Annotated in this window: 18 protein-coding genes; 13 read left to right on the top strand and 5 right to left on the bottom strand. The window is 26.1% G+C overall.

Annotation, left to right across the window (positions count from 1 at the left end):
* The first annotated feature begins 78 nt into the window (after nt 1–78).
* The 4 genes from JYG23_RS06590 (at nt 79) to JYG23_RS06575 (ending at nt 6,238) form a co-directional block, all read left to right on the top strand.
* A complete protein-coding gene (locus JYG23_RS06590) occupies nt 79–735 on the top strand; it encodes a DUF421 domain-containing protein (RefSeq protein ID WP_207237692.1) in 657 nt (218 codons plus the stop codon).
* On the top strand, nt 732–1,115 hold the full coding sequence (locus tag JYG23_RS06585; protein ID WP_207237691.1) for a DUF4363 family protein: 384 nt from the start codon (nt 732–734) through the stop codon (nt 1,113–1,115). The genes JYG23_RS06590 and JYG23_RS06585 overlap by 4 nt, the downstream gene beginning before the upstream one ends.
* An 80-nt stretch (nt 1,116–1,195) precedes the next feature.
* Nucleotides 1,196–5,989, top strand: a complete 4,794-nt coding sequence (locus JYG23_RS06580; protein ID WP_207237690.1) for a hypothetical protein — start codon at nt 1,196–1,198, stop codon at nt 5,987–5,989.
* A 57-nt stretch (nt 5,990–6,046) separates the two neighbouring features.
* Nucleotides 6,047–6,238 carry a DUF378 domain-containing protein gene (locus JYG23_RS06575; RefSeq protein WP_207237689.1) on the top strand — a complete coding sequence of 64 codons (192 nt, stop codon included), beginning with the start codon at nt 6,047–6,049 and terminating at the stop codon, nt 6,236–6,238.
* 47 nt (nt 6,239–6,285) lie between these two features.
* Here JYG23_RS06575 and JYG23_RS06570 read toward each other — a convergent pair whose 3' ends face one another.
* A complete protein-coding gene (locus tag JYG23_RS06570) occupies nt 6,286–6,501 on the bottom strand; it encodes an asparagine synthase (RefSeq protein ID WP_242631648.1) in 216 nt (71 codons plus the stop codon).
* Between the two features lie 143 nt (nt 6,502–6,644).
* Between JYG23_RS06570 and JYG23_RS06565 the strand changes: the two genes are divergently transcribed.
* Both JYG23_RS06565 and JYG23_RS06560 read left to right on the top strand, forming a co-directional pair.
* Nucleotides 6,645–7,559 (top strand): TIGR01212 family radical SAM protein, encoded by a 915-nt coding sequence (locus tag JYG23_RS06565; protein ID WP_207237688.1) that lies wholly within the window; start codon nt 6,645–6,647, stop codon nt 7,557–7,559.
* Nucleotides 7,560–7,676: 117 nt separating this feature from the next.
* The gene (locus JYG23_RS06560; protein WP_207237687.1) at nt 7,677–8,093 is read left to right on the top strand and encodes an ATP-binding protein; all 417 of its coding nucleotides are present in this window, start codon (nt 7,677–7,679) and stop codon (nt 8,091–8,093) included.
* Between the two features lie 421 nt (nt 8,094–8,514).
* On the opposite strand, the gene JYG23_RS06555 is transcribed toward JYG23_RS06560, so the two are convergent.
* Nucleotides 8,515–8,820, bottom strand: coding sequence for a hypothetical protein (locus tag JYG23_RS06555; RefSeq protein WP_207237686.1), 306 nt, complete (start codon nt 8,818–8,820; stop codon nt 8,515–8,517).
* An 821-nt stretch (nt 8,821–9,641) separates the two neighbouring features.
* On the opposite strand from JYG23_RS06555, the gene JYG23_RS06550 reads away from it, so the two are divergent.
* The 5 genes from JYG23_RS06550 (at nt 9,642) to JYG23_RS06530 (ending at nt 14,385) form a co-directional block, all read left to right on the top strand.
* A complete protein-coding gene (locus JYG23_RS06550; RefSeq protein WP_207237685.1) occupies nt 9,642–9,896 on the top strand; it encodes a transposase in 255 nt (84 codons plus the stop codon).
* 455 nt (nt 9,897–10,351) lie between these two features.
* Entirely contained in the window at nt 10,352–11,698 is a 1,347-nt protein-coding gene (locus tag JYG23_RS06545; RefSeq protein WP_207237684.1) for an RsmF rRNA methyltransferase first C-terminal domain-containing protein, read from the top strand.
* Nucleotides 11,699–12,250 carry a DUF6648 family protein gene (locus tag JYG23_RS06540; RefSeq protein WP_207237683.1) on the top strand — a complete coding sequence of 184 codons (552 nt, stop codon included), beginning with the start codon at nt 11,699–11,701 and terminating at the stop codon, nt 12,248–12,250.
* Nucleotides 12,251–12,262: 12 nt separating this feature from the next.
* Nucleotides 12,263–13,609 (top strand): phosphoglucosamine mutase, encoded by a 1,347-nt coding sequence (glmM, locus tag JYG23_RS06535; protein ID WP_207237682.1) that lies wholly within the window; start codon nt 12,263–12,265, stop codon nt 13,607–13,609.
* Nucleotides 13,610–13,710: 101 nt separating this feature from the next.
* On the top strand, nt 13,711–14,385 hold the full coding sequence (locus tag JYG23_RS06530) for a CPBP family intramembrane glutamic endopeptidase (protein WP_242631647.1): 675 nt from the start codon (nt 13,711–13,713) through the stop codon (nt 14,383–14,385).
* A gap of 188 nt (nt 14,386–14,573) precedes the next feature.
* On the opposite strand, the gene JYG23_RS06525 is transcribed toward JYG23_RS06530, so the two are convergent.
* Nucleotides 14,574–15,074 carry a 2'-5' RNA ligase family protein gene (locus JYG23_RS06525; protein ID WP_207237681.1) on the bottom strand — a complete coding sequence of 167 codons (501 nt, stop codon included), beginning with the start codon at nt 15,072–15,074 and terminating at the stop codon, nt 14,574–14,576.
* A 149-nt stretch (nt 15,075–15,223) separates the two neighbouring features.
* On the opposite strand from JYG23_RS06525, the gene JYG23_RS06520 reads away from it, so the two are divergent.
* Nucleotides 15,224–15,817 (top strand): TVP38/TMEM64 family protein, encoded by a 594-nt coding sequence (locus JYG23_RS06520; protein ID WP_207237680.1) that lies wholly within the window; start codon nt 15,224–15,226, stop codon nt 15,815–15,817.
* A 108-nt stretch (nt 15,818–15,925) separates the two neighbouring features.
* Complete coding sequence (locus JYG23_RS06515; protein WP_207237679.1) at nt 15,926–16,654, top strand: TrmH family RNA methyltransferase; 729 nt, start codon at nt 15,926–15,928, stop codon at nt 16,652–16,654.
* A 26-nt stretch (nt 16,655–16,680) separates the two neighbouring features.
* On the opposite strand, the gene JYG23_RS06510 is transcribed toward JYG23_RS06515, so the two are convergent.
* Both JYG23_RS06510 and JYG23_RS06505 read right to left on the bottom strand, forming a co-directional pair.
* The gene (locus JYG23_RS06510; RefSeq protein WP_207237678.1) at nt 16,681–19,551 is read right to left on the bottom strand and encodes an AAA family ATPase; all 2,871 of its coding nucleotides are present in this window, start codon (nt 19,549–19,551) and stop codon (nt 16,681–16,683) included.
* 48 nt (nt 19,552–19,599) lie between these two features.
* Nucleotides 19,600–20,343, bottom strand: coding sequence for a formate/nitrite transporter family protein (locus JYG23_RS06505; protein WP_207237677.1), 744 nt, complete (start codon nt 20,341–20,343; stop codon nt 19,600–19,602).
* Nucleotides 20,344–20,454: the final 111 nt, after the last annotated feature.

Raw genomic sequence — 20,454 nt, 5'->3', positions numbered from 1 at the left:
AATCTATAACAAATGTTATAGATTTTTTTTTTTAGGTAAAACTATGGTAATAAATAGTATGTAGATTGGAGATAGAATATGATTATAGTATTATTAAGAGCTGTAGTTTTATATGTAGTTGTCTTGTTTTCACTAAGAATAATGGGCAAGGGACAATTAGGCGAGCTAGAGCCATTTGATTTTGTGATTTCACTAATGATAGCTGAATTGGCAGCAATGCCTATTGAAGATTTAAACTCACCTATTTCTCATGGTATAACAGCAATTGTAACACTTATGTTTTTACAGTGTTTTACGTCATTTATTTCATTAAAAAGTTCAAAAGCAAGACGATTTTTATCTGGAAATCCTAGTATATTAGTTTCACATGGAAAATTCAATTTAAAAAAAATGAGAGATTTAAGAGTAAATGTAAATGATATATTAGGTCAAATAAGATTAAAAGGTTTTACTAACATTGAAGATATAGATTACTTGATAATGGAGACTAATGGGCAAATAAGTGTAATAGCAAATCAAGATATAAAATCCAATAAATGTAAAAGATTACCTATTTCTATTGTTGTTGATGGGAAAATATCAAATGATAATATGGAGAAATTTAGGTTATCTAATAAAAAATTAAATAATGCATTAGAGAAAAATAAATTAGAGCTTAAAGATGTTATTTATGGATATGTAGATGAAGATGAAAACTATATATTAATAAAGAAAAATTTAGGAGAAATAATATGAAATATATTTTAATATCATTGTTGTGTTTAATAATTATAATATCAATTTGGTTTTGTTTTTATTACTTTTCTATTAGTAGTGCATATGAATTTTTTTCCACTAATCTAGACATGTTATCAGATTTTGTATTGCAAAATGAATATAATGAAGCGTATGAGCTTACTGTAAAAATTATGAGCGAGTGGGATAAAATTGAAAAAGTATGGGTGTTTTTTGTTCATCAAGAGGATATTGATAGTATTCGAGCATCAATAAATAAATTATATAGAAGCATAGAGGTGAACAGTACAGTTTATTCATTGGGAGAAATTGAGCAATTAATGTCTTTGATTATAAAAGTAAGAGGAAATGAATGCTTGACTTTAGAAAACATTTTTTAATTGTAAATTCTTGTTTTTTATTAATCTCAATGTTATACTGTTAATATAAAACTTGGAAATTAACAGATGGAAGTGAGAAAATGAATAAAATTTCGTTAACCAAATTGCATGAAGAAATATTAAAAAAATTGACAAATAAAGAGTTCATCAACAGAATTAATGTAACAGAAGAGAAAATGCAATCATCGTTATTAAATAGAACTTTTATCACAAAATTATCTTTTATAATTTCTAAAAATAATATTACTTGTGTTGATATAAGAGAATTAGTATCTGTGATATACTCATTGATGGATTTGTCCTTTGCGAATATTGAGCTTGATTATATATATCAATTCATTTTAAATAAATCATTTCCAAATTTAGTTTCTACAAAATTAGATCCAAAATACGACAATGCTGTTTTAATATATTTAGAATTATTAAAAACCACTTTTATATATTTAGAAAAATTGGATGAAAGTGCAGAAGAATCATTTAACAGTAGTATTTTATGCGATGAAATATGTGATGCTTCGGGTGAGGAGTATAATCAATTTGTGAAAGTTTATAAAAATAATTATATATATGAACTTATATTATTAAACCATGAACTTACTAAAAATGATGTTATTTCTAATATAAATGGCATTTTGAATATATGCAAAAATTTATGCAATGTATTAAAATCATTAAATATTGAAGTAAATACGGGTAATTTATATGCAACTATAATTGGTCAGTATTTAGGTGAATTAGCACTGATAAACTGTGATAATATTGAAAATGAAAATTTTTATATTAATTATTGGTTTGAAAAATATAAATTATATAATATAGGCAATATTTCTATAAATAAGGATTTACCTGATTTGATGAAGAAACATATCCCAATAGAATCTCAAATCCTTATATATTCTAAATTTAGGCTTAGTTGCAAAAATGATTTAGCAGTAATTAAATCTGTTAGTGAATGTGATGAAGTATTATCTAATATATCGAATAAAGATTTGCAAAATAATATAAGGATAAAAATACATGATTTTGAAGGATTTTTATCTAGTTGTGGTATTAATATTGATAGTCTTGATTTTGATGGTACAATTATAAGTGAAAAATATGTTGCGCTTTTAACTGGTAATGATATTGTTAAATATGTTAAAAATATTTCATTAAGCAATAATGCAAAAATTATGATTATTTTAAATGATAGTAAAAAATTTAATGATATACTTGAAAGTATGAAAATATGTAATTCAAAAGAAACAGTAAAAATGTATTTAAATGTTTTTAATGAATATGCTATATATTTAGACAAAGACAAGAGGAAAGAATTAATAATTTTATCCTATTATTTGATAAAAAATACAGATGGTGAAATAAAAGAAATTTCAGCTAACCTTCTAGGAAAAATGATTGCATTATTTGAATTTTATAATATCAATAAAGATTTAGTTGAAATTAAGCATAGATTAAGTTATACACTGTTTGACAAATATATTAAATTAATGCTCTTTGATGATAAAAGTGATAACGATGAATTAGTGTTTTGTTTTAGAAATTTTATAAAATCATTTATATCTAACTTAAAAGTAATAGAAATAAATGATAAAAGAGAGTATTTGCAATGTATGCTGAATTACTTAGATAAAGTAAACGATAATCAATCATCATCTTTAATGCTATTGTTGGTGTTACAATCAATAGATTTGAAATTATTTTCTAAGTATCAGTTAAAATTGATATTTGATTATGTGTATTATTATATAGATAAATGTAATGATGAATTAAGATTGGTATTGCTTAATTTTATTTACTATGCATTAAAGCAAAATGTTGTATTAAGTGATTGTTATGAAAAAATAATAATTCATATTGATAAGATAACAGATAAAACAAATGTAAGTATAAACTATTTAAAATATAATATTAAATTATTAATTGATTATTCTGATTCTATTCAAGTAGAATACAATAATTTTATGTCTGAAAACAGGAAAAATATATCAGAAATATTTTTAAAAAATTTAAAATCAGCAACATATTGGTTAGAGAAGATTATAAATATAGATTTTCTTATAGATGCAATAAAAGATGCTCATGAAGTTGTACTTTTGCATGTAGCAGCACACTTATGCAATTTAGTAAAAGTTAGTGCAAAGGAAATAGTAAGAAATAAAGCAGGAAAAGTACTTTTAAGTATTGGTACTTATTTATCAATAGATCAGAGAAATGAAATATCAGTTGAATTGTTAAAAGGACTAGAGATAAATGAACTTGATTTTTCAAAATACATACCTTACTATTTAGGAAGATTTTCTCTACTATTACATCCTAAAGAGCTTGATGAATTAATTGAAGAAATAAATACGTTATATAATGAATCAAACCCAAATGTAAGCTCATTAGCATTGCAAACACTTGGCTTTATTCTGCAATATTATAGTGAATACAAAGTAAACTTTGATGAAAGTGTAAGTGATTATAATCAAAGATTACTAAAGGTTTTAGGCATAATAACAAGTGGATTGATAAATAGTAGTGAACATGTTAGAAATTATACAATTTCTTTAATTGGTAGTCAAATTTTTGATTCTGATGTATTAAGTTATATTGATAAAAAAGTTATTTTTGATTATATTATCAAAAAAGTGTTAAATTTACTGAAATTGAGTGATGATAACAGGTTTATTTTTAGCAGCGCAGTAAGTTTTAATTATATATATCAATTTATTATAAATTATAGTTTAAAATATGGGAATCTCGAAATAATATCTAATAATAAAGTTGCTTTTTTCAGCAACATCTTTAACCCTTTTTCATTAGAGCATAAAAAAATCATTAAAGAAATAACAGATTTAGGGTATGATGTATATTTATCAATGGATGAATTTAGTTGGAAAAAGAATTTACAATCTTTTGATATAAGAAAAGAAATTATTAGAATGTCAATAGCAGATGAATTTAACGTATTTATATTTCCAAGTGATATTTCTATAAATATTTTGAATATTGATGATTTAAAGCTATTGAGTAAAATTTTGAATAGTACTGAATTTAAAATTGTTATTGATAGTGATACTCTTGTTGAGAACTGTCAGAATAAGATTAAATCCAATAGAAATACTTTTATAAATTATGAATATTTAATATATAGAAATGAAAATAACGATAAAAATTATATAGATGAATATAATGATATAAAGAAAAAAATTAAAGGCAGATATATTGAACTTCAAACAGTATATCATGTGCAAAATGAAATAGTAAATAATATAAATATTTTAAGAAATAATGCTAATAGTAATTATGTAAGTACAAATGTATTGAAATATATTCAAGATAAATGTTTGTATAAAAGAGAAAATATAAATAAAAAGCCAGTTAGTCAAAGAACATTTAATGTAGAGATAATAAATGATTTAAGTAAGAATATCGTTGATGAAATAGGTCGCTATATATTTATGTATACTGATTTGTATGAGAATATTGGCGAAGAATTATCTAGTAAAAACATAAGTTTATTGGTTATTAGGGAAAATAATACTTCAAATAAATTGATAGGGTTTTCAGCATTTCACCATATTAGTCTTAAAGATTTGTTTAGTGAGTTTAGAAATGTTGATATTGCAAATTATGTAAGAAAAAACACATCTGGTAAAATAATAATTATAGATGGCTTGTATAGTAATCCATCAACATCGGTAAACAATTTAGAGCAAATATTGTTAATTGAAACTTTGTCGTATTGCTTAAAAAATGATTTTACATATGCATTATATTACAATACACTTTTAAATTATAATAGTAAAAAAATATATGAAGAATTAGAATTACATGGATTTTCTAAGTTAGAGGTAGGAGATTTTAAGAAGGATATTTATGCTGTTGATATGAAATTTCCAGTATGTTTAACATTAGATATAGAAAATTTTATAAAAGAACCTTTGATGCTAAATGAAGAGATTAAAGAAACAGTAAAACAATCAAGGAAAAAACTACAAAAATTTTTAACTAAACTATATCCAAATAGTTTAGTACTTTCATTTGATGTAAATATGCTTAATTCTGCTCTTGTAGAGCAGATATGTAATTCTAATAATGTTGAGACAATCGAAAATGGTAAAGGTATTGGAGACTATATTTGTGTACCATATGGCAATATACTTAAAGGAAAATATATACCAAACACAGCAACAAAATCATTGCATGTTGAGAAATACTATAACTATGATATGAGAAACTTTAATGTTTTAGAGTCTCCTTCATATGCTAGTATAGAGAGACAGATAGACACAATAAAATCATTTAACAGACCAATAATTTTAGCTGATGATATTCTTCACTATGGCAATGAAATAAAAGGTATAGATAAAATATTAAAAAGCAAAAATATTAATGTAGAAAAAATTATTGTTGCGATTTTATCAAGTAGCGGAAAAGATTTAATGGATATGCAGGATAGAAAAGTAGAATATGCTTATTTTATACCTAATCTTAGATTATGGCTTAAGGAAAGTATGTTATACCCATTTATAGGAGGTTATACAGTAAAATGTTTTGAAAGTCTTGAAAACAATTTAATACCTTCAATAAACCATATACTACCATATGTGACACCAAGCTTTATGGATGGTGCTAGTAAGGATGTAATATATAATTTATCTATGCTGTGTTTGCAAAACACAAAAAATATATTTGAGAAGATTGAGTATGAATACGAAAAAGTATTTGAAAAGAATCTTGTTCTTAGAAATGTTTCGGAAATAATTAAGTCACCTAGATTCCCTATTAAAGGGTATAATATGTCTTATGATTTAAATAAAAAGGTATCGTCTTATATTGATAATGATATACAAAATTTAATAAGAATAGAAAAGGTAATAAAATATTAATCATATTATCTACTTATGCTAATATAATATAATAAAAAAGTAACGGGGGATAATAAAATGAGATTGATTACCGCACTTGCTTCTATATTAATAGTTATTGGAGCATTAAACTGGGGATTGTATGGCCTGTTTGGGATTGACTTAATTGATAAATTCTTTGGAGGTAAAAACAAACTCGTAGGTAGAATTTTATATATACTTATAGGTTTGGCAGGTATTTATTCTTTATTGTATATCATAATTGTTTAGCAAAGTAAAAGGGACGTTGGTTTTTACAACGTCCTTATTTAATAAAATTATTTAAAAGCATTTAATACTTTATTAAATTGTTTGGCAGTATTATGATTACCTTTTTCATGAATCATATCTACTGAACCTAAAACTATGTGTGCTAGACCATAACCAACTATTCCACTACTATACACCTTTGGTATAGAATTTCTTAACACAAGACCTGTAGCAGTTACAGCTGTACCTAAAACGGTTGGGACTAAACCTTGTTTAATATGCATTTTTAACCTCCAATATAATATTTTATTATCTACTTATATTGTTTGAAATTTTATAAAAATAATGCTATATAAAATTACGAAAAAAATTGCAAAATTGCAAAATTAGTTAAAATTATGAAAAATAAATTACAGAGGCGAAAAAAATGAGTGAATTATATAATGAATATTCAAAATATCTTAAAAATAAGTACGGTGAGAAAGTTTATAAGTTACCAATTAATATACCAGTAACATGTCCTAATAGAGATGGTACTTTAGGAGTAGGTGGATGCACATTTTGTGCAGAAGTTGGAACTGGATTTGAAATGTTAGAGAATACATTGTCTGTAGAACAGCAACTCAAAAAAAACATGGAGTATATTAAAAAAAAGTACAAGGCTAATAAGTATATAGCTTATTTTCAAAATTATACAAACACATATTTAGAGCTTGAAAAATTTAAAGAATATGTAAATCAAACTGCTATTCAGAATATTGTAGAAGTGGCTATTTCTACGAGACCAGATTGCGTAAGTAATGAATATTTAGATTTTTTAAGTGAATTTAGGCAAAAAAATAATATTAATGTATCAATAGAACTTGGTCTTCAAACAGTAAATTATCATACTTTAAAAAAGATAAATCGAGGTCATACACTTGCTGAATTTATTGATGCTGTTCTCAGAATAAAAAAATATGGATTTGAAATTTGTACACACTTAATTTTAAATTTGCCATATGATGATATGGATGATGTTGTCGAAACTTCGAAAATTTTGTCTGCTTTGCATGTTGAACAGGTAAAATTACATTCATTATATGTAATAGAAAATACTGTTATGGGTACACTACTCAAGAAAGGTGAAATTACACTTTTATCAAAGGATGATTACATTGAAAGAGTTATAATATTTTTAGAATATTTGGATAAAAATATTATAGTACAGCGATTGATTGGTAGAGCTCCAAAGGAAAATTCACTTTTTGTAAATTGGGGAACTAGCTGGTGGAAAATAAAAGAAGAAATAGAAGATAAAATGACAAAACGTGAAAGTTATCAAGGCAAAAAATCAAAATAATTTTTTACATAAAAGAATTCAAAAAACTCGTGCAAACATTTTTATAATATGATAGTATATGAATATACATAGAATTTTTATGCTACACAAAAAAATAAACTTAGGAGAGTGATTATCATGGTGAGTTTAATTTGTGGCCCAAATGGCACTGGCAAGACACGTAGAATGATTGAAATGGCAAATAATGAAATCAATAAAGTACAAGGTAAAATGGTATTTATTGAAGTTAACAACAAACATATATACGACCTTGACTATAAAATTCGTTATATTAACACGAAAGAGTATGGATTAATTAATGCAGAACAATTCAGAGGTTTTGTTTGTGGATTACTTGCAACGGACTATGATATAGAGATGGTGTTTATCGACGGATTGTATAAGATTACAGATGCTTGTAATAAAGAAAAAACTAAGAGTATAATCGATGGATTAGAAGAACTTGCAGCAAAGTTTAAAGTTAACTTTGTTCTAAGCTTAAATTTCAATATAGATGAAGTTCCACAGGATTTGAAAGAGAAAATATATGCATAATGAAAAGGCTGCGAAAAGTAGCCTTTTCTTTTTTTATCAAAAGTAGTCTTTGTAGTCTTGATATAGCTAGTCTCTGAGGTCTTAATATGCTAGTCTTTGCAAGAATTTATATGTCATTCTTTGGTGTCTTTTGAAAAGGAAAGAATAATTGTTTATGTTATTCTAATAATACCCCAAATATTAGTTAAAAAATCCCCTAGGAAAAATTAAAATAACCCTATGACAAAAGAATATCTAGATGGAGTAGTGAAAGTGTTGAAAAATTTAGAATACGTAAGAGTAGATTAATTATAGATGATATGATTAACAATGGTAGTCCTATTAGGTTATGGGAAGTACAAAGATTGGCTAGAAACCCGTTTTTTTGAATGTGCGCCAACATAGGCATAATCTAACAGGTAAAAGTCCTGAGTAAACCCTATTACAAAGTATCTGATTTTATTCCGTAAAGTCCTAAAAATCCAAATATTCCAAATAATACAAAAAGATTAGTATTATTAAAGATATATCCCAAGAATCCAAGAAAACCTAGAAAACCTAAACAACCAAATTTTCTTAAGATATTTTTAGTATCTGATTTTGCACTGTAAAATCCCAAAAATCCAAATAACCCAAATAATCTAAAAAGATTAGCATCATTCAAGATAAATCCCAAGGAACCAAGATAACCAAGATAACCTAAACAACCAAATTTTTCTAAGGTTTTTATATTAAATTTCTCTTCCATAATTCACATCTCCTTGTATAATCATATGGACGATATTGTAAAATATGTAATAATTAATGAGAAATTTTATATTCACATAAAGCTAATAGTAGAGGGTGCAGAAATGAGTACTAATTTGTATTGAAGCCCAGTTTAATAATTTGAACCGGTTTTTTGAATGTGCGCTCAGCATGGGCACAATCTAACAGGTAAAAGTCCTGAGTACACCCTAGTAGTGGGAAGTGCATAGCTAATACCAATGGTGTCGTAGCGAGGCGCAATCTGAAGTTTAACTTAAATAAATTGGAAAGTAGGCATTCAGATTAATATGTAGAATAATTATAGTATTATAAGGATAGAAATTTTTTCATACTTTTTTTCAAAATATTTTTAAATATAATGCAAAAATTTCATACTTTTTTTTAAAACTTACAAAATTTAGGCAAGCAAATTTCAACAAAAATGTTTGCTTTTGTCCATGCTTTGTTTTAAAATTACACTTTCTACAGATAATACCTTTGTGGTCTTGATATAGCTAGTCTTTGCAAGAATTTATATGTTATCCTTTGGTGTTCTTTAAAAAATGAAAGAATAATTTTCTTTCTTCAGATATGTTACGCATTGAAAATTGAAACTGTAGCTTCACTCGCATAAGCCAAATACGTGGATAAGTTTTTAAGCAAGACTAATTGGCTTAAAACGCTCGTTTTGCTTTGTACAATTCTTACCAATGCTCCACAAAAAAGGTTCTATAATAAATGTTGGGATTGATATTTTAACTGATAGGTGTCAATCTCACTTTATTAGTTACTTTACAAAGTATACAAGGCAAGTACGTAAAAATGTTAATTTCTTTGTATGTGATATGTGGCAGCACTTATACTGAGTTAGCTAAATCTCTTTTTCCTAATGCTAAAATTGTTATTGATAAATATCACTTTATTAGACAAATTACTTGGGCTATTGAAAACGTGAGAAAAAGGCTTCAAAAACAAATGCCTGTTGATTTAAGAAGATACGTATATCTTATGGTGTACATAACTTTAATAGATTTAAAAATCGTATATTACATTGTTTTAACTAATTTTAACTTCTGAGACTATCTGTTTTAGCAGGATAATCTCAGCTTTGAAAAGAAAACGGAATTGATTTCGTAACATCCATGGAGTGTAGCTGAAATTGTACGAAGTTAAGCGGAATGTTCTTTGTCAAGGTAGACGTGCCTGTACCCCGTCCCGCGCATTTGACGATTATGGAGCGTACTGAAGTTACAATTTCCTACTTGCAATGTGTTTAAGTAATTAATGCAGTTTTCTTTTCACTACATAGACTAGCTTAATTTAAAGCTGTTACAACTAACTAGCAGTTTGTTTTTTGTACCTTTTTTTCATCATTTTATTATTTAACATAAAAAATGCTCTTTGTATTGATGGAGCAAGGATTTTATCAATTCTTACCCCAACTATTGACAAGAACCACAAAAATTAAAGAGTTGATAAAACTCTTTTTTTTTGATAGAATAATTAGATTAAATATTTACGAATGGTGAAATATGAAAAAACAATTATTTTATGAAAGAATGAAAATGCTTTTAGACAATGAGTTTGATGAATTTATAAAAGCATTAGAAACAAATTTAAATAAAGGTATTAGATTAAACAGTTTGAAAATAAATAGAGAAAATTTTAAGAAAATAATTCCTTTTGAACTTGAGGATGTAGCTTGGTGTAATGAAGGATTTTTTCTAGAAAATATGCAAGAAAGGCCAAGCAAACATCCATATTATTATGCAGGACTATATTATTTACAAGAGCCTAGCGCAATGATACCTGTTGAAGCTTTGGATATTAAGCCCGGAGATAAGGTTTTAGATATAAGTGCAGCACCAGGTGGCAAATCAACGCAGATAGCAGCAAAGTTAAATGGTGAAGGAATTTTAGTATCTAATGATATTAATCCAAAACGTACTATAGCATTAAACAAAAATATTTCTATTTTTGGTGTGAAAAATAGCGTTGTGACAAATCAAAGACCAGATACTCTAGCTAATATTTTTCCAAGATATTTTAATAAGGTTTTAGTTGATGCACCTTGCTCAGGTGAGGGACTAATAAAAAAAGATATTAAAAATTTTGAAGATGACCATGAAAAATATGTTAACATGCAAAAACAAATATTAACATCTGTTCATGAAATGATAGCAGACGGTGGAGAAATGGTGTATTCAACTTGCACATTTAATCCACAAGAAAATGAAGGTATAATAAAGTGGTTTATAAATACATTCAAGGAATATGAAGTTATAGATATAAATATTGATAATCTTGATCATGGAAGACCTGAATGGATAGATGGAGATAATAGTATTCAAAAGGTAAGGCGTGCATGGCCACATAAAATTAGAGGAGAAGGTCATTTTATTGCAAAACTAAAAAAAATGCAAAATAATAAAGTCACTAATTTTAATAAATTTAAAAAAAATAATATACGCCTTGATAAATATTATGATTTTGTAGAAGAATTTTTAGCAAACGATGTATATCAAAAAAATGTTCATAATATTAATGATAATATTTTTTTGATACCAGAAGAATTAGTCGATTTGAAAAACATTAAAACGATGAGCCTAGGATTGAGGTTAGGTGAAATTAAAGGAAATAAATTTATACCATCTCAAGAATTGGCTATGACATTGAATAAAAACAATTTTAGTAATATAATAGATTTATCAAGTGAAGATATGAGAGTTATAAAATATTTAAAAGGCGAGACAATTGAAATAGAAAATTGCAACAAAGGTTTAAATTTAGTGTGTGTAGACGGATTTGGTTTAGGATTTGGCAAGGCTAATGATGGTATGCTAAAAAATTTGTATAGAAAGCAATGGAGAATGTTATAAATGAGTGATTTAGATAATATAAAAACTATTGATAAGTTTTTTGAAAATAGAGATAATCTTATCATAAAACATATGAATGGTGAAATTGATAAAAGAAGCTTTTTAGAACTTAATTATAATTATATGATTGATAATAAAATCAAACCATTTATGACAATAGATAGTTTTGAAAAAGGTATGTATAATTATCAATTTTACAATGTAATGGCTAAATATTATAAAACATTAGTTCAAGAACAAAAATTAAATGGAAAGGGAGTAACCTTTTACAGTAAGTTCTTGGATGATATTAAATATTATTATGATGAGAAAGATAAAACTACCTTCAGATTATTAAGGTTTTTAAAGTATAAAAATGTAGATGCATATTTTATTAAAATGGAGTCCTCTTTTTTAGAAGGAAAGCTCTATGAAATAGTTTTAAATGATTATGAATTTGCAATTTTACATTCTCAATCAGAGTGGATACTTAATGCTTTGAAAAAAGAAGGGGTATTTGATACCAATACAAAAAAATCAGTTATTGATTATTATGTGAACCAAAAATATTAGGAGGGAATAAATATGGGTAAATTGTTCGGAACTGATGGAGTTAGAGGAGTGGCTAATGTAGACCTATCATCAGAATTGGCATATAAATTAGGTAGAATTGGAGGTTTTTTCTTAACAAAAGGAAAAGAAAGACCTAAAATGGTAGTAGGGATGGATACAAGAATTTCAGGAGATATGCTCGAAGGAGCATTGTCTGCAGGATTAAATTCTTCTGGAATTGATGTATTATATGTAGGAGTTGTTCCTACACCCGCGATTGCTTGTCTTGTTAGAATACTAGAAGCAGATGGTGGAGTTATGATTTCAGCTTCACATAATCCTGTTGAATATAATGGTATTAAGTTTTTCAATGAGCATTCATATAAGTTAACTGATGAAATGGAAAATTCAATAGAAGAGTATATTTTAGGTGATATAGATATTGATAATATACCTACTGCAGGTAAGATAGGAAGAAAAATCAAAATAGAAAATCCTACAAGAAAATATATGGATTATTTGAAAGATACTATCAATGTTAATTTTGATGGTTTAAAAGTAGCTGTAGATTGTGGAAATGGTGCAAACTATAAAGCAGCACCAGAATTGCTTCGAGAGTTAGGTGCGCAGGTTTTTGTTATGCATAACGATCCTAATGGTATTAATATTAACGTAAATTGCGGTTCTACGAATCCAGAAGAAATACAAAAACTTGTGTTGGAAACAGGTTCAGACATTGGACTTTCATTTGATGGAGATGCTGATAGATTGATAGCTTGTGACGAAAATGGAAATATAGTGGGTGGTGACCATGTACTTGCAATTTGCGGACTTTATTTAAAAGAAAAAGGTAAGTTGAAAAATAATACAGTTGTTGGAACTGTATTGAGCAATATGGGGCTTGATATAGCTCTTAATGAATATGGTGCTAAACTTATAACAACTAAGGTTGGGGATAGATATGTTCTTGAAGAAATGAGGAAAAACAACTACTCATTAGGTGGAGAGCAATCAGGACATATTATATTTTTAGATTATAATACAACTGGAGATGGATTACTTGCAGGTATACAACTTATGTCGATTATAAAGGAAAAGAAAACTAGATTGTCTAAATTAGCTTCTGTTATGAGTATGATGCCTCAAGTACTTATTAATGCAAAAGTGAGTACAGATAAAAAACATGATTATCTAAGTAATGATATAATCGTATCTGAAATAAAAAATATTGAAAATCATTTTGAAGGTAGAGGAAGAGTTTTAATTAGGCCGTCTGGAACAGAGCCTTATGTTAGAGTTATGATTGAAGGCGAAAATGAAGAAGAAATAAATAAATATGCTCGGGAATTAGCAGATTTAATTGAGGATAAACTTAAATAAAACAGACAGCTAAAGGGTTGACATCATTGTTTAAGTATTCATTTTAAGATGAAATAAAATCATACATGGCATCAAGAAACAAAATATTGAGAGGTAAAAACATGGCAAAGAAAAAGATAATCATAATTATGACTATTGTAAGTATATGTTGTTTGCTAATGGGTTTGGTAGATGCAGTTATTCGACCACAATATATGGTAAAATCAATAATTAAAATTCTGTTATTTTTAATTTGCCCTATAGTTTATTCAATGTATGACAAGGAACTGAAATTGAAGTTGTTGCTAAAACCAAATCATAAAGGATTGATAATTGCTGTTATATCAGGAATTTCTGTATTTACAATAATTTTCGGAGGATATTTCTTGATAGGAAATCTGTTTGATTTGTCGGGTATTACATCGTCATTAACAGCAAATATTGGTGTTAGTAAAAACAACTTTTTGTGGGTTGCAATTTATATTTCTTTAGTAAATTCATTATTAGAAGAATTTTTTTTCCGTGGATTTGCATTTTTGACACTTAAACGATTTGCTTCAAGAAAGTTTGCATATGTTTTTAGTTCACTCATCTTTGCGATTTATCATTTGGCAATGATGGTAGGATGGTTTGATGTAATTCTGTTTATTTTAACTATATCATCATTATTTATTGGTGGATTGATTTTTGATTATTTCAATGAAAAATATGAAAATATTTATATTTCATGGTTGGTACATATGTTTGCTAACTTTGCGATAAATGGGATAGGTTTTATTTTGTTTGGCATAGTGTAGATAATGAGCAATTTACTTGAATTTAGCTTTCTTAAAAGCTTTTTAAGTATTATAGTAACATATTTTGTATTTGACAGTAGCCATGATGACTTTAATCATCTTAAAGGCTACTGTTTTTAGGTGCTAATCAATTCTATTTTATTTCAATTTCAATATAAGTTGACTATGCACAGTTAATTATTGTTTTTTTATTTGTTCAAGTTAATTTGAATATATGGTTTAAAAGGTTTATTTTTATGTTTTTGTTCATATACAACTATACTATTAATTAGATAGCTATTGTTGGCTGGTAGATAGTATTGCGCTATTTTTTTGATTTTTAAAAGTTTATGTTGATTTAAGAACTTTTTTTGATAAATGATGAAATTTGGTTTATATAAGGATTTATTATTTGTTAAATATAAATTATCAATAATTAAATTTCTAATTTTTAGCAATGAATTTGATTCAATTTTTTGGTATATAATTTTATTGTCAAATGTTTGAATGTTAAGTATATTTACTGTAAAAGGCTTAATATTGTTGCATACTTTGATTAAGCTGCTAACAAATGAATCATCATCTGGAAGCATTTTTGGTGAGATAATATTTATATGTGGTTCTGTAGATTTAAAATTATATGATTCTCTTAATGCTAACACATTTGATTTGTAATTTTTTGGTATTTCAAGTCCGATTAAATATTGCATGTTTTTCCCTTCTTGTTTTTTTTATTATTTTTTTAATTGTTGATTATAATATATATTATAATATTAATTAAAGAAAAATAAATAACTTTTTAATAATTTTGTAATTTTTAAGATATATAATCAAATTAATTATTTTACAGGAGTATATAATGGAATACTTAAATATGATTGACAGCGAATCAATAATTAAATTTGCACAAATTGGAGGACCATTAGTTGGCATATTATTACCTATCATAGAGGCTTTTTTTCCAATATTGCCATTGGTTTTATTTGTAACTATAAATGTAACTGTATTTGGTTTTTTCTTTGGATACATGTATTCATGGATAGGAAATTGTATAGGTTCATTTTTACTATTTTTATTGATAAGAAAAATTGGTGGAAAAAAAATAGAGAAGAAAATTAATGAAAGCAAATATAGTGTAGCTTTAGGAAAAATAAAATCACAAAATTTTTCTGTGTTATTTTTACTATATTGTTTTCCATTTACACCTTCATTTTTAATTAGTGGTACTGCTGCACTTGCTAATATGTCTACAAAGCAATTTTTAGTAGCACTATTGCCATCAAAGCTTATAATGTTAATATCTCTAGCGTTTATAGGGTTTAATGTAAAATCTTTTTTTGATAATCCAGTAAGGTCAGTATTATTTGTATTATTGATTTTACTATTGAATTTAGTTATAAAGAAAGTAGTGGAAAATTGGCATGTAATTGTTGTTAAAAGGGGTAAGAAATAGTTTATGACACTTGTTTAGAATGTTATAATATAGTATAATTTTATTCTAAAACATAATTAATTTATTTATGTATTTATTATGTTCAAAATAAACAAAGAGGGCAAAATTATGAAGGAAGAAATAGTTTTAAAAAGATATAACAAAAGTATGCATCACTCTTATTCATTTGGTGCAGCAGGAACTATTGAATTATTAAAGCATACTCCAGAAAGTGTTATAAAAATAATTCTTAGTAATAGATTGAAAGAGGATGCACATATCGATATAATTTACGATATATGTAAAAAAAGAAATATACCAATAGAAGTAAATGAAAAGGCTATAAATAGAATTGCTGATAAACAAAATATTTTTGTTATTGGCGTATTTGAAAAATTCAAAAAAAATATAGTTTCAAGTGCATCACATATTGTTTTGGTAAATCCAAGTAATATGGGTAACCTAGGCACAATTATTAGATCGTGTGTAGGGTTTGGTATAAATAATCTTGCTCTCATTACACCATGTGTGGACATATTTGATCCTAAGACAGTAAGGGCTAGTATGGGTGCAGTTTTTAATCTTAATTTTTCTCATTATAATACATTTGATAACTATTTAGAGGAAAATGATGCAAGAAAAATATATACACTAATGTTGAAGGGTAGTACTAATATTAATAAACTTCAAAGAGATAAAAAAGAAAGATTTTCTTTAGTTTTTGGCAACGAAGCTACTGGACTTGATGATTCGTTTTTAGAAAAAGGAAAAAGTGTTTTGATTAAACATACAGATAGTGTTGACTCGCTAAATTTACCAGTAGCAGTTGGTATATCAATATATGCGTTCTTAAATTAAAAAATTTCACTTTTATAGTGAAATTTTTAATTATATAGTTCTTTAATTTTATCTATAAGCTTAAGAGTAATAGGATTTTTTAATTTTCTTCCAAGTGCAATTGCTTCTTCAAGATAGATATGAGCCTTTTCATTATTTTGTCTTTTGAATTCAATTAAACACAAATAGCATTCTGCAATATCTTTTCCCCATAGTGAACTAGTTTTATTAAAGCAATCAATTGCTTTATCAATGTAATAATATGCTTCGTCTATCTTTTTTAGGTAATAAAGTGTTTGACCTGCATTAGAGTAAAAAATACCTAGACCATTTGAAATATAATTTTTATTGCATATCTCTATAGCCTTAATAAAATATTCATAAGCTGTTTCATAGTCATTTATATATTTATTAAGTTGCCCTAAATAATTATAACATGCAGCTATACTCAATGAATATTTATTGTTAGAAGAATTTAGTATAGAAAATATATCAATTGATTTTGTTAAGAATCTTGTAGCATTATCACAATCATTAATTTTTATATAATATAATCCATACAATCTTAAAATAGTTCCTACATCTTCATTTATTTCTGTTGTACCAATAATATCAATTATTTTTTCTATATATATTTTCATCATATTAAGGTTATGCACTTGTATTGCATAAAATATTAACTGTTTATAATTATCCAGTATGTATTTTTTATTTTCTAATTTAATTGATATATCTTTACTTATATCAATATTTTTTAGTCCTTCTATATACTCACCCTTAGATATATATAATCTTCCCATTATAAATGTTATTTCCATTTTAAGTGATTGAAATTGCTTGTCATCATCATTTGAATATGTTTCAATTTCCGCATATAAGTCTATCAGGCTTTGCTCTGTAAAAGTATACTGTATATTTGCGTCATATATAAAATCAAAAGATATAACAGGAAAAGTTTCATGGTAAATTGTATAATATTCTTTTAAATATTCCACCTTATATTTAAGAGTATGATAAATGTCTCCACTTTGCTCAAAATGATAGATTAGTTTTGAGTATAGAGCAGAATCATTTGTTTTGTTATATGCATCATTTAAATACAGTGCAATTTTTCTATTTAGAAGAACTCTTTTACCAACCGATTGAGTTTCATATACATATTCTCTAATCTTTTGATGAGTATATGAATAATAAATATTATTTTTTGTGATTATTTCAGAAATTAAATGTTTTGCTTGTAATGCTTCTATTATTTCGTATATCTTAAGTTCATCAAAATCAACAATCTGTCTTATGCTATTAATATCTGTTTTATCAAAAAATATTGATATAGCATTTAAAATTAGTTTTTCATCTTCAGATAAATCAATAATTCTACTTTTTATTATATTAGTTGCTTTCAATGATAATTCATTTGTGTAGCCTTTTTCTTTTATTGTTTTTATAAGTTCTGTTAAAAACAAAGCATTTCCTTCAGTATCATAATAAATTTTGTCATATATCAAATCTTTATTATCAATATTAGGAATTTGAAATTCTACAATTTCTTCAACCTCGTTTTTGGTAAACCTGTTAAGTTTAATTTCGCACAACAAATCTTTGCTGATTAGTGGTACAGTAAAATCACATATACTTTTCTCATAATCATCTCTATATGTACAAATGAGTAAAACATTTGAATTTCCGAGCCTAAACAATATACTTTTTAACAAAGCTTTACTCATTTCATCCATCCATTGAATGTCATCAAATACCAAAATAATTTTTTTATTGCAAGATATCTTTAAAAATAAGTCTAATATTGCTTCATTGGCAACTTGGTATCTAGTAGTATCTATTCTTTCTGTAGAATCAAATCTTGTAGATACTAAGTTTTCATTAAAATTAGGAAATAAATAACTTATAATTTGTTCAGCTGAAGATGCTAGTTTTATTCTCGTACCCTTTAAGTATTCACCTAATAATGAAAAGATGCTTTGCCATGGTTTTAAGAAAAAATCTTTTTCAGCACTATAGCAATTTGATGATAGAAGTAAAAACTTGTTTTTATCAATTAAGTCGGTTACTTTATTGATATAAGCTGTTTTCCCAATTCCCGCTTCTCCAGATACTACTATTGACATAGCCTTGTCATTGTAAAAATTATTAAATGTATCTAGAGCCTTGTAAATTTCGTTAAATCGACCATAAAAATAACTAGAGTGTGTTAAATCCAGTGCTTCAGCATCCTTCAATGCAATTATTTCTTTGTACATGTTTTTAGTGCTTAACTCTGGTTCTATATCTAAATCTTGTTTTAGAATCTTGCATAAGTCAAAGTATAATTTAACAGCATAGTTGTAGTTGCCGTTTAGAGCATAGATTTTCATAATATCTCTATATGTTTTTTCGTTATAAGGGTCGTTTGAAATTAAAATATTGCTATAAATATTAATTCTGCTATAGTCTCTAATAGTAACCATTTCATTTAAAAGAAGATTTATTTTTTTTGTATACATTTGCTTTAATTCATTTCTTTTATTTATCATCCAATCTTCAAATTCCAAACAGTTTTTTATTGAAAAATTGGACAGAAAATCACCTTTATATAAATCAACAATATTTGTGTTATTAATTAAGTCTATATCAATATCTGTTTTAGATATATTTAAAGAGATGCATGATTTTTTAGTTTGAAGAAATATATCTTTACCAAACAATTTTCTTATTTTGTACAAAGCATCTCTTAAATTTTTTTTTGCCAATACTTCTCCATTACTATCTATCCAAAATATTTTTATAGCTTCTTCTCTAGCAATAGATTTGTTAACACAGATATAATAAAATAGTCCTTCTGCTTTTTTGTAAGGAAAATTAACAGTTTCATTATGAAAGATAATTGTAGGGTTGCCCAATAATTTTATAGTAATTCTATCCATGATAACTCCTTTGTACGTTTGATATATCTGTATCAATAAAAATTTATGCTATTTATAAAATACTTGATTGTATACTAGTGGTATCAATAGCCCACCACCTATAAAGTTTCCTATTGTAACAGGAATTAAATTATTAATAACTGAAAATATAGTTATATTTTCATTAATTAATGCACCTAGAGGCATAAAAAACATATTTGCAACACAGTGTTCATAACCGCATAGCACAAATAGCATAACAGGGAACCAGCATCCAAGTAATTTTCCTGTTATATCTTTTGATGCAGTAGCAAACCATACACCAAGTACAACTAAAATATTACACAATATACCTTTGAACATTGCTTCAACAAATGTTAAATTTGATTTTGCAGTTGCTACTGCTGTTATTGATGCATAGAGTGTTGAACCATTTTTGTATAAGCCTGAAAAGTATACTAAAAAAACAACAAACAATGCTCCAATTAAATTGCCAAAATAAACCTGTAAAATGCTTGATATGTAGTTTTTTAGTTTTATTTTTTTTTGTGTATAACCAAATGTCATCATGCAATTTCCAGTAAATAGTTCGCCTCCGACTAACACTATAAGCATAAGTCCTACTGGAAAGACAGCAGCTCTCAAAAAAGAATTATTGAATATAGTTAGAAATCCTTGCCCTCCTAAAGAAATAAAAATACCAGCCATAAAGCTAAGAAAAACCCTTTTCTTTATGCTCATAGTAGCTTTGTTTATAGATGATTCACTAATCAAATCTGCAGTTTCTTTAGGTGTAAAAAAATTATTTACCATAATACCCTCCACTTAATGAAATTTAAGTATTTTATGAAAGTGCTTATTAATAAATTTATAAAAAAATAATATTTCTTATTAAAATATATCGACAAATCACTTAGTTAAATG

It is taken from the genome of Sedimentibacter sp. zth1 (genome assembly GCF_017352195.1).
Taxonomy (GTDB): Bacteria; Bacillota; Clostridia; order Tissierellales; family Sedimentibacteraceae; genus UBA1535.
This window is presented reverse-complemented; position numbering and strand designations above follow the sequence as displayed.